Source organism: Bacillus sp. ISL-4, assembly GCF_018613275.1.
Classification (GTDB): domain Bacteria; phylum Bacillota; class Bacilli; order Bacillales; family DSM-1321; genus Peribacillus; species Peribacillus simplex_E.
Genome location: NZ_JAGGQN010000080.1, coordinates 1 through 9,675 on the forward strand (window position 1 = coordinate 1; position 9,675 = coordinate 9,675).

At 35.6% G+C, this 9,675-nt stretch carries 9 protein-coding genes; 3 read left to right on the forward strand and 6 right to left on the reverse strand.

What is annotated here, in order from left to right; translation table 11 throughout:
- Nucleotides 1-705: 705 nt before the first annotated feature.
- Complete coding sequence (locus J7J00_RS27270) at nucleotides 706-1,929, reverse strand: GAF domain-containing sensor histidine kinase (protein ID WP_214796269.1); 1,224 nt, start codon at nucleotides 1,927-1,929, stop codon at nucleotides 706-708.
- 316 nt (nucleotides 1,930-2,245) lie between these two features.
- Between J7J00_RS27270 and J7J00_RS27275 the strand changes: the two genes are divergently transcribed.
- On the forward strand, nucleotides 2,246-2,755 hold the full coding sequence (locus J7J00_RS27275) for a helix-turn-helix domain-containing protein (protein ID WP_214796272.1): 510 nt from the start codon (nucleotides 2,246-2,248) through the stop codon (nucleotides 2,753-2,755).
- Between the two features lie 440 nt (nucleotides 2,756-3,195).
- Here J7J00_RS27275 and J7J00_RS27280 read toward each other — a convergent pair whose 3' ends face one another.
- Both J7J00_RS27280 and J7J00_RS27285 read right to left on the reverse strand, forming a co-directional pair.
- Nucleotides 3,196-4,626: an IS4 family transposase gene (locus J7J00_RS27280; RefSeq protein WP_214796274.1), complete on the reverse strand. Its 1,431-nt coding sequence runs from the start codon at nucleotides 4,624-4,626 to the stop codon at nucleotides 3,196-3,198.
- A gap of 416 nt (nucleotides 4,627-5,042) precedes the next feature.
- Entirely contained in the window at nucleotides 5,043-5,360 is a 318-nt protein-coding gene (locus tag J7J00_RS27285; protein WP_214796276.1) for a hypothetical protein, read from the reverse strand.
- A gap of 242 nt (nucleotides 5,361-5,602) precedes the next feature.
- Between J7J00_RS27285 and J7J00_RS27290 the strand changes: the two genes are divergently transcribed.
- Nucleotides 5,603-5,986, forward strand: coding sequence for an HTH domain-containing protein (locus tag J7J00_RS27290; RefSeq protein WP_214796278.1), 384 nt, complete (start codon nucleotides 5,603-5,605; stop codon nucleotides 5,984-5,986).
- 518 nt (nucleotides 5,987-6,504) lie between these two features.
- Here J7J00_RS27290 and J7J00_RS27295 read toward each other — a convergent pair.
- The 3 genes from J7J00_RS27295 to J7J00_RS27305 all read right to left on the reverse strand — a co-directional run bounded on the left by J7J00_RS27295 (nucleotide 6,505) and on the right by J7J00_RS27305 (nucleotide 8,890).
- Nucleotides 6,505-7,020: a GNAT family N-acetyltransferase gene (locus tag J7J00_RS27295; protein ID WP_214796280.1), complete on the reverse strand. Its 516-nt coding sequence runs from the start codon at nucleotides 7,018-7,020 to the stop codon at nucleotides 6,505-6,507.
- A 318-nt stretch (nucleotides 7,021-7,338) separates the two neighbouring features.
- Nucleotides 7,339-7,560 carry a hypothetical protein gene (locus J7J00_RS27300; RefSeq protein ID WP_214796282.1) on the reverse strand — a complete coding sequence of 74 codons (222 nt, stop codon included), beginning with the start codon at nucleotides 7,558-7,560 and terminating at the stop codon, nucleotides 7,339-7,341.
- Nucleotides 7,561-7,768: 208 nt separating this feature from the next.
- Nucleotides 7,769-8,890, reverse strand: a complete 1,122-nt coding sequence (locus J7J00_RS27305; protein WP_214796285.1) for an NADH-dependent flavin oxidoreductase — start codon at nucleotides 8,888-8,890, stop codon at nucleotides 7,769-7,771.
- 247 nt (nucleotides 8,891-9,137) lie between these two features.
- Here J7J00_RS27305 and J7J00_RS27310 point away from each other — a divergent pair, with 247 nt between their 5' ends.
- Complete coding sequence (locus tag J7J00_RS27310; RefSeq protein WP_286201611.1) at nucleotides 9,138-9,548, forward strand: MerR family transcriptional regulator; 411 nt, start codon at nucleotides 9,138-9,140, stop codon at nucleotides 9,546-9,548.
- The last annotated feature ends 127 nt before the right edge of the window (nucleotides 9,549-9,675 follow it).

Consider the following 9,675-nt stretch of genomic DNA (forward strand, 5'->3'; position numbering starts at 1 on the left):
TTAGCTTGATGGGCATGTGACTCTACCCCAAAAAGAAAAAGAGATTAAGGTAATTTGCAAAGAGTGTTTCTTTAAGTAAGGTAGTTTCCGTACATTCAATTTTATCTATAAAGAATGTAAATGAGGGTCCATTCGCTAACGATTTGTAATAATTTCCTTTTGTTATGTAATGGTTTAGTCGTACTGTGCGGTAATAAAAAAACCATTATTACATGATGAAAAGTCAAAATACAATCAATATCAATTTGATTAATTGTTTGGGCTATAGTAACAAGGAAATGAACCTCTTTTTTATTATTTGGAGCATTTAGTTCAAAAAACCTTAATAATTGTCCATTTTCATTTTTTTACATATTTTAACATTCATCTAATTACCTCTTATGCTCAAACTAGTAAGGGTGATGATGAAATGTATGATGTTTTTTATCAAAAATTCTTAAATACACCATTTGGCATTGCAACATTATTCTTCACTATGATAGGCTTAATTATTTTATTATGCTGGTGGTTATGTAAAAGAGAGGATAAACAGGAAAGATTAGGGATTAGGAATTACTTATTACTATTATACCAAGTATTGGTATATCCAATGACGCTATCTATTAGAAATCATTAAAATCAAGAAAATAATCAAGGTTTTTTTATAGAAAAAAAGGGTTGTCGATTAGACATCCCCCTTTTCTTGAACTCTATTTTATTCAGATATCAATATTCGAATGGCAATCTGAGTTCAAAGGTAAAGGTCGAACCACTTTTGGTTGATTCCTCCAGCCAAATACGCCCATTCATCAATTCCACCAATTGTTTACAGATAGAAAGACCAAGGCCCGTTCCTTGTCTAATTTCATCAGAAGCCGAGGCCTGTACTTGACTAAAAGGTTGGAATAATCGGTGGGTTTGGTCATTCGGAATACCGATGCCTGTATCTTTCACTGTAAAGGATACCGTTGCATAATCGGCGTCGTAATCAGAAGAAACCAAATTAATTAGAGTGCTAATTTCTCCCTCTTTAGTAAACTTGACAGCATTCCCCACTAAGTTAACCAAAATCTGACGGATTTTATGATCGTCAGCTATTAAAATATCTGGAATTTTAGGATCAATTTCATAGGTTAAACAAAGCTCTTTTTGCTCTACTTCAGCAGAAAACAGATCCATAACCTTTTTTATACAGAAATGGATGTCAAAGGGTTGGATGTTCAATTTCATTTTACCTGACTCTATCTTCGAATAATCCAATATATGATTCACCATAGTAAGTAGGGATTGGCTGCTCGTCTCAATCACGTCAACATATTCATTTTGTTCTTGGGTCAATTCAGTAGAATGTAGTAAACTGGACATTCCAATTACACCGTTCAGTGGCGTACGAATCTCATGGCTTAAAACTGCTAATAAATTTGATTTTTCCTTACTAAGTTTTTCAATTTTACGTGCAGCCAAACGTAATTCCATCTCGTCCATGACGACTTGAGCGAGCTTACTAAGGATATTGATTTCCTGTTTAGTGATTTCACGCGGCTCGAAATCAATTACACATAACACCCCAAGGTTGTGATTATCATGGGTAACCAGTGGAATCCCTGCATAAAAACGCAAGCCCATTTCTCCTGCAACCAAAGGGTTTGCCAACGAGCGAGGATCTATACTTGCATCATTAAGAATATAGGGTACGTTGTTCAGAATGGCCGAGGCACAGAGACCGGGCTCCCTGTCAATCTCCTGCACGTCCAACCCATGATGGGACTTGAACCAAATTCGATCCTCATCTACTAAGCTTGTTATTGCGATGGGTACATTTAATAGCTGAGAAGCCAATGCGGTAATCCTGTCAAAAGAGCCATCTGGAGGGGTATCTAGAATCTGATAGCGCTGTAAAGCGTTGATTCGCTCTCGTTCATGTTCATTTGTTTGGTATAAAGTCCCCATACTCATCCTGCTTTCTTTAAAATGATAGGTTTTCAAAATCTCAAATTCTACTGGACAAAGGGCACGAAGAACCACTACTATATCTCTTAATCCATCGTGAAGTCTGTTACTTTAAACGATTAGCCGTCGGTCTAATGATTTACAGCTAGTAAAAACAAGTTGCTTCGTTTTTACTAGCTGTAAATTGATCTGAAATTACCCTAATAATTATTGATCATTCAAAGGAACAATATGTTCACGTGTGTTGAATCAAAGGGTTTCATTTTCAACAGTTTGGGTATAAAAACAATAAAATCTAATCGAAGGGATGTTTCCTTTGAATAACCAAAGTGAAATTTTACGTGTTATGGAAGCTATGAAGGGGGCCAATGACCGTCGGACGTTTGAACGTTATCAAACGATTTATCTTTACATAAAAGGTTACAAGCAAAAAGAAATCAGTGACATAACTCTTCGTAGTCCTAAAACCATCTCCACTTATATCAATGCCTATAAAAAAGAGGGAATTGATGGCTTAAAAATGAAGCATTCTTCAGGTGCACCACACAAGCTAACTGACAAACAGAAACAAGAACTTGTTCAAGTAGTCACTCATCAAACGCCCATGGATGTAGGACTTTCTACTACATACAATTGGACCCTTTCCTTAGTAGCGCAGTATATTGCAAAGGAATGGGGTGAAAAGTATACGCTCCGGGGAATATCGAGACTTTTAGAAACCCTTGGTCTTAGACATACACGACCCACATATACCCGACAACGCGTCCCTAGATACGCCAGCACCTTGTCAGGAAACATATTGCAGAGATATATAATTGTGATATAATGTGTAGTTCTTTAATTCAATTTCACCGTTATATTATACAATTTCATGATAAAAAGTCAATAAGCTATTAGGTTTAATCTAATGGTAAACCTTTTGCGAAATTCACACTGAGAATCGCACTAAAAAACACACTAAAAAAATAGCTGATGGATAGCAGTAAACAAGGATTCTAAGTAGCAATTTCATACAACATTTATTTTTTTCGCGAGAGCCACTTACAATGAATACATCTCCTTTTTCCAGTATTGTAAATAGATGTCGAGTTTCCTTGTTTATTTAAATTCTACTACTTTTTGTCTCCCTACTAAATCTTGGGGTAGCGTCACATGCCCATCAAGCTAACAACGTAAATTAATAGCACAAAATGATATTGTTTCAAAACTAGCGAGTGATGGAATAGTAGGCATGCCAAAGAAGCCTATTAAAACGCGATTTTTTCGCTAGGCAGCTTGTCTATGCTTCACCGTCGTTTCATACACGACCCCTAGAATATCAAAGACGGTCATCTTCTTATACCGATGACATTTACGACCGTTCTTTTTGAGCAGCTGATAAAGGCGATGCAGAATGTTCAAAAGTTCTTCTGTGCCAACTGCTATCGCTTGAAACAGCAACGGAAAGTAATCTTTAATCATATAAATCGCTTTGTATTCACTCAGCTCCTGCTTTTTCTTTTCAAGCAGAAGCTGTCGCATTTGAAACATCGTAGAAGAACAGAGGAGAATGCCAATGAGTTGTCCATATAAATGGCACTCTAGGCGTTCTCTTTTAATATTTTTACATTCATCAATTTCAAAGAATGACTTCCACGTTTTAAACAAAATCTCAATCTGCCAACGAAGTGAATACAATGAATGCACATAGTTCGTCGGTACTTCTTCTAGCGACGTGTTCGTGATATATACATTCATGCCCATTAAACGTTTACTTTTATCCTTCATGACAATGCCTTTCTTCTTTTCACGTATCGCTTGGTTTTTCAGGCGTGTTTGCGTTTGATCATCGGTTAAACGATGGATAATGACACGTGCTGGAAGCTTCTGATTTTGGCCAATATATGCCTCGGGGATTTCCATCGTTTCACCAGGGGTTAGACCAGACATCATTTGTGTCATATCAAGTTGGATGTATTCTGTTTGTTTTTTTAACGTGCCATTGTTGAAGTATTCTGGCTCAGGGTTCTTGATATAAATGCGTGTATTCAGCTTCAACCGCGAGATATAGTAAGCCTCTTTATCATGAATGGCTTGTAAGTCTCCTAAATCGAAGTAACCAAGATCACGCAAACACAAATCGCCCGCCTCTACGGTTTCAAGGCAGATGGTCCCATATGTTTTATCATTGTTCTTTCCTGGTCCTAGTTGTACGTTTAAAAATTGGCCACTTAATAAATCGTATTCCAATTGGATTTTCACCCCTGCAGTATTACTACTCCCTCTAGAGCCTTGATAATTTGTAGCAAAGGAATCAGGTAGCTGAAATACAGTCGCATCTAAAATCCGAATACGATTGAAAGTAGAGATCAAGTGTGCAGAAAGCGATTGATTTGAACAGAGTTTTTGTGTGAGAAGAGAAGTAAAGACTTCTCGAAGAAATGCGACAGCTTCTGGATTAAAGCGTTGATTCAGCCCTTCTGGGCTTATTAATACACCCGTCGAAGCCTCTAAACGACTACATAATTGCGTAAGTGATGTACTAGCGACTTCTTGGCTGAGCCAAACGCAAAGGGCGATAAGTCCATTTGCTTGATACTTACTAGATCGTTGTACAAAGCCCACCTGTTTGGCAGTTTCTTGTATGACAATTGGAGATAGAAAACGTTGTAATTCTTGTGCAAAAAGTGTCAGTTCACTGGAGATAATAGGATTCATAAAAAAACACCATCCTTTCTTCGTAAACTTCTTACAATAAGAATAGCGTTTTTTCGTTATTGGAGGTATTGTTTTTACTTAGCTTGATGGGCATGTGGCGCTACCCCAAAAAGATCAGGTCCAAAATAAAATGTTGCAGCTGCGCCGGATCCCGGTGCAACAAAAAAACCACTTACCAGTAAGTGGTTTTTTATAATATTTGGCTAGAAGTAGGGATTTAAATATATTACTTATTAGTTAGTCCATTGTAGGTATCCAGATGCTAGTGTAACACCGGTCACTGAACCATTATAAGTAAGGGTTCCCTCAAGTCTACCACCATATGTACTAGTAGGAATCGGTGGGGTCAAACTGCCTGACATGGTAGTAATGTGATACCTCTGGTTTGATCCTTGAGTTAAGTGTGTAACACTTAACTATCCGTTAAATCCATTACCTTTATACGGAGGATTAACATGTACTTTCCAATTAATTTTCTTAGGACTCTTAGTTACCCATACATCTACATATCCAACATTACTAGCTGCAGCTGCCACAACTTTAGATTCTTTAGAAGAATCCTTCGAGGAGTCCCCGTTTGAATCCTCAACCTTTTCAATAGGCACCTGAATATGTAAATTTTCCTGATCACCATCAGGTACAGTATTGCCCTGTTCAGCACTTGCCAAACTAGGTATTAAGGCAAACACAAGCACTAGGGTAAAGAATAAAGCCAGCTTTCTTAAAAAAGTCATCTTTTGTTTACATCTCCTTTTTATTTTTTATCTATGATAATGTAATTATCATCTATGTAATTCCTATTTTAGCTGATTCGTATACTTTTAATTGGACAAAGTTTGGAAGTATAAGTAGACTATTAGTTAAAATTGGAAGTATAAAAAACCATATAACAACTCTTATGGTTAATATAACCTAATTTCACGCTTAGTTACTAATTTTGTATAGCCCAATTAATAAATATTAGGAGGAACTATTCATGAAAATTATTACATTGGAAGAAAATATTGAAAAAATGAAAAAAATATACAAAATGTCAGATGATGTAATAAATAAGATTTTATATACTAATCACAAAATGTATCACACTCATCCAATAGAAATGAGTGCCTTTTTAACAGCTATTGATTTTGATGAAGAACAAAGATTATGTAGTATTATAGAAGGATTGCATAGAGACATAGGATTAAGTTATGAGACGTTGGCTGCTTATTGTGAAATAACTACGGAAGAGTTAGAAGAATTCTTGAGAAATCAAGAATCCTTAACCGATAAGAAAAAGTTTATAATAGCTGTTAGAATAATGTTTCTACATCATGTTTTGAAAGAAAAATATCCGACTGAGGGTACTGTCGATGAGTAAACATTGTTATTTCTACAGGTGTACCCTAAGCAGTTAGAAAAAAATCATAAAAGTTATCCAGATTATCCATTTAAAAAATTTAAAAAAGCGTTAGATAAACAAAACCCGAACCGACAGTCGAACCACGACCGTCGGTTTTTTGTGATTAGATTATTCAGCAGCTCACTAAGCTGTTTATAACGTTTAAAGTATTTATTCATGGACAAAAATATCTAAGATATCGGAAAATTTAATATTAAGAAATTTATGATTTTCAAGTTCGAATTTCACCTTTTTATTTATGGGGTCCCGCCACATTGCCATCAAGTTAAAGTTTTGTAGTGCCCCCAGAACGAAATTTTGTACTTTCTTGTATAACTTATAAGCTCAATTTATCGTTTTGGGGGGTGACCTATTTTCTTAGCTTGATGGGCATGGGGTACCGTCAGGAAAATGCGGATTTACAACGTTAAGCTTTTTTTCCTGACATTTCCCCCAATTTTAACAACGTTAAGACAGTTTTAGTGGTCTTAGAGAATCTAATGAAACCATTTTTTCATAACCAATCCAGTAAACGGGGTCTCCCCCAAAGTAAAGGTAATTGTTTCCACTTGTTTAAAGTGGTTTTTATGATAAAAAGAAATTGCACCATTATTTTTTTCCCATACCGCAAGCCAAAGTGACCCTTTATCTAATTGCTTTGCTATTTCAATAGCTTTATCAAGCATTTGTTGACCGAATCCTCGGTGTTGAAATTCATCTAATACATAAATTCTTTCAATTTCTACACTGTCCTCGTCATAAATCTTACTTTGAGCTTTTTCAATATTTAATTTAAGATAACCAACTAGATTTTCATTATCAAACATAAGATAGAAAAGAGAATCAGAATTAGTTAATTGTTCCGTTAATGCTTCATCTGTTAATGAGTTCTGAATATATAAAGACATATCTTTCTCTGTATTATATTCACCAAATGTATCCACAAACGTTTTTACAGAAATCCCCTTAAGTGTTCCAATATCCTCTAAACCACATTTTTTAAAATTAATCAAAACATCTCTTCCTCCTTATTTCTTTATTCATAATAAAAAATTATTTCTATTCTATTTTAACATTTTATTTTTCTATTCACGAAACAAGCTAAATAAAAAGTCGATTCCTAAACGATAAAGGAATTGATTTTTTGCTGCAATTTTCTTAACGTTTTAAATCCGCATTTTCCTGACGATACCCCTTAAAGGAGTTGTTAAGGCAACTCCTGTCTTGTTGAACTAACGGGTGCTTTTGTTGAACAACATGCCCACCAAAAGAACCTATAAATTTTTTTGCGGGAAACAATATTATCGTTTAACAGAGAAAAAAGCCCACCATCATTGGCAGACTTTAAAATTGCTTTCTATTTTTAAAATCCTTTGTTCCAGACGGTCAATCTCTTTGGGTAAGGTCGCTAAAAGATGATAATATATATCGGCATTCCAAGGGATATCAGGATAAATGGTACTCATTGATTCAATGCCATGTTCTTTAAGCATTGCGTATCGCTGACGGGTCTCGATTAACGAATTTGTTAAATTTTTTAAAAGAGTTGCCATTATTAATCCCCCAAGTAAATAACTTTCTAACTAACTAATTCTACCCTCTTAATTTATATACAAAACATTTTTAAGGTAAAAAAATTAATCAACTAACGGGTGCATTAGCTGTAAATCGGAGCTGTTTTTATGGCAGCTCTTTTCTTATGGAACTAAAGGGGCAGGTTAGTTCAAGATAAATAAAAAAGTAGCCCATAGGACTATTTTTTTATTTACCAATATTAAACCAACCTGGCATTGCTTGAATAACATTCCGTAGTTTTTCTGGAATATTAAGCTGGTCGAGTTTCGAAACGTTCAACTCAGAAGCGATCTCGGCTTCACGTCCATTTGCGACTTTTTCAACCCAATCGGGGTTCATAATTAACGCATGACCAATGGCGATTAGCGGCAATCCTAATTCCATAGCTTTAAGAGCATCATCGGGTGTTATCATGGAACCAGCAGCCAACACAGGTACCTTACCGTTTGCTTTTTCAAGAATCAATTCAAGCCGTGTTTTTTCATCTTGACTATCTACTGGCTTTGAAGACACATTATCTAATGAAGCATGTATATAATCTAAATCCTGTTCAACAAGGAAATTAATTAATTCATACGTGTCTTTCATACGTAATCCGTCCTCTTTGGAGGATTCTTCAGGTGAAAATCGGTATCCTAAAATGAATGGTTTTGTAGCATGTTTTTCAATTACCTTTTTAATTTCTTCAATAATCGCCAATGGAAAATGCAAGCGATTTTCAAGTGATCCTCCCCATTGGTCCGTCCGCTGATTGGTCGCTGGTGACCAGAAATTTTGAATTAAAAATCCATGAGCCCCATGAATTTCGACGCCATCAAATCCAGCTTCAATCGCTCTTCTTGTTGTGTCGCCAAAAGCACGTATAATCGACAAGATCTCCTCATGTGAAAGTTCTCTTGTTTCTGAAGTTGAACCTAAATTAGTAACTTCGGGTTGCAATGCACTCGCACTAACTGCATCCAATCTAGGCAGGGCTTTATTACCTGCATGAAAAATCTGAAGTACCGCAGGTGAGCCTCCACTTTTCGCTGCATCAGCTAATTTTCGTAAACTTGGAGTAAATTCATCATTGTATCCAGCAAATTCATTCGTAAAACCTTGCCCATTAGGTGTAACATGAGTACACCCTGTAATGACGAGTCCTACTCCATTTACTCTTTGTTTGTAATACTTTACCTCGTCATCCGAAATGGTAAGGTCGTCATTACTTGACCAGGTTGTCATAGGTGCCATGACGATACTATTCTTAATTGTTATTCCACTTTTGAATGTGAAGGATTCAAATAACCTACTGTATTTTTGATTCATTTCTTTAACCTCTCTATCGAATATTCTTCTAATGTTGAGTTAATCTGACTACTATTATTACCATTCTGAGCCGTTACAACTATCCCTATTAGAAGTTCTACTTCAGTGTAATTGGTTAACGTTAGGGTAAGTAAAGCGTTAATTTTTATATGATTATATAAAGGATTTTTGTTTTTAGTTCTCCTTTATGATATATTTTTAGTTACAGTAACTGTAACTAAAGGTGGGGTAAGTAATGTTGTATTCAATGAAATATGTAGTGGAGAACTTAAATATATCTGCAAAGACACTTAGATTTTATGAAGAGCAAGGGATACTACCAAATGTAACTCGTGATGAAAAAGGTCGTAGAGTTTATAGCGAACAACATATCGATTGGATTTCTTTTATTCGTTGTCTTAGAGAGACAGGAATGCCTCTTTCTAAAATAAAAGAATATAAGGAACTTTATGAAGTAGGAAATCCTACCTTCTTGCAAAGAGAAGAAATGTTGATACAGCATAAATTGGAAGTGCAGAAGAAAATTGAAGAAAGCTTAAAACACTTGGAAGAAATAAACTATAAAATAGCCATGTATGAACTTCAGAAAGAAGAGGTTAGGAAAAATCCTGATTATAACTTTAAATGTCATGGTCTGGAAAATAAGATTGTGAATTAATGTACTTACGCTAACGGGTGCTTTAGCTGAAGATCGGAGCTGTCTATAAGGCAGCTTTTTCGTGCGCCCGGCATGGGTGCAATCTATAGGGTGAAAGTCCCGAACCATGAAGGCAGTAGTAGTGGTT

Coding starts and splice junctions, on each gene's coding strand:
- J7J00_RS27270 (WP_214796269.1), bottom strand. CDS start 1,929: ATGGGGACTTTATACCAAACAAATGAACATGAACGAGAGCGAATCAAC.
- J7J00_RS27310 (WP_286201611.1), top strand. CDS start 9,138: ATGAAATATGTAGTGGAGAACTTAAATATATCTGCAAAGACACTTAGA.
- J7J00_RS27305 (WP_214796285.1), bottom strand. CDS start 8,890: ATGAATCAAAAATACAGTAGGTTATTTGAATCCTTCACATTCAAAAGT.
- J7J00_RS27290 (WP_214796278.1), top strand. CDS start 5,603: ATGAAAATTATTACATTGGAAGAAAATATTGAAAAAATGAAAAAAATA.
- J7J00_RS27300 (WP_214796282.1), bottom strand. CDS start 7,560: ATGGCAACTCTTTTAAAAAATTTAACAAATTCGTTAATCGAGACCCGT.
- J7J00_RS27285 (WP_214796276.1), bottom strand. CDS start 5,360: ATGACTTTTTTAAGAAAGCTGGCTTTATTCTTTACCCTAGTGCTTGTG.
- J7J00_RS27280 (WP_214796274.1), bottom strand. CDS start 4,626: ATGAATCCTATTATCTCCAGTGAACTGACACTTTTTGCACAAGAATTA.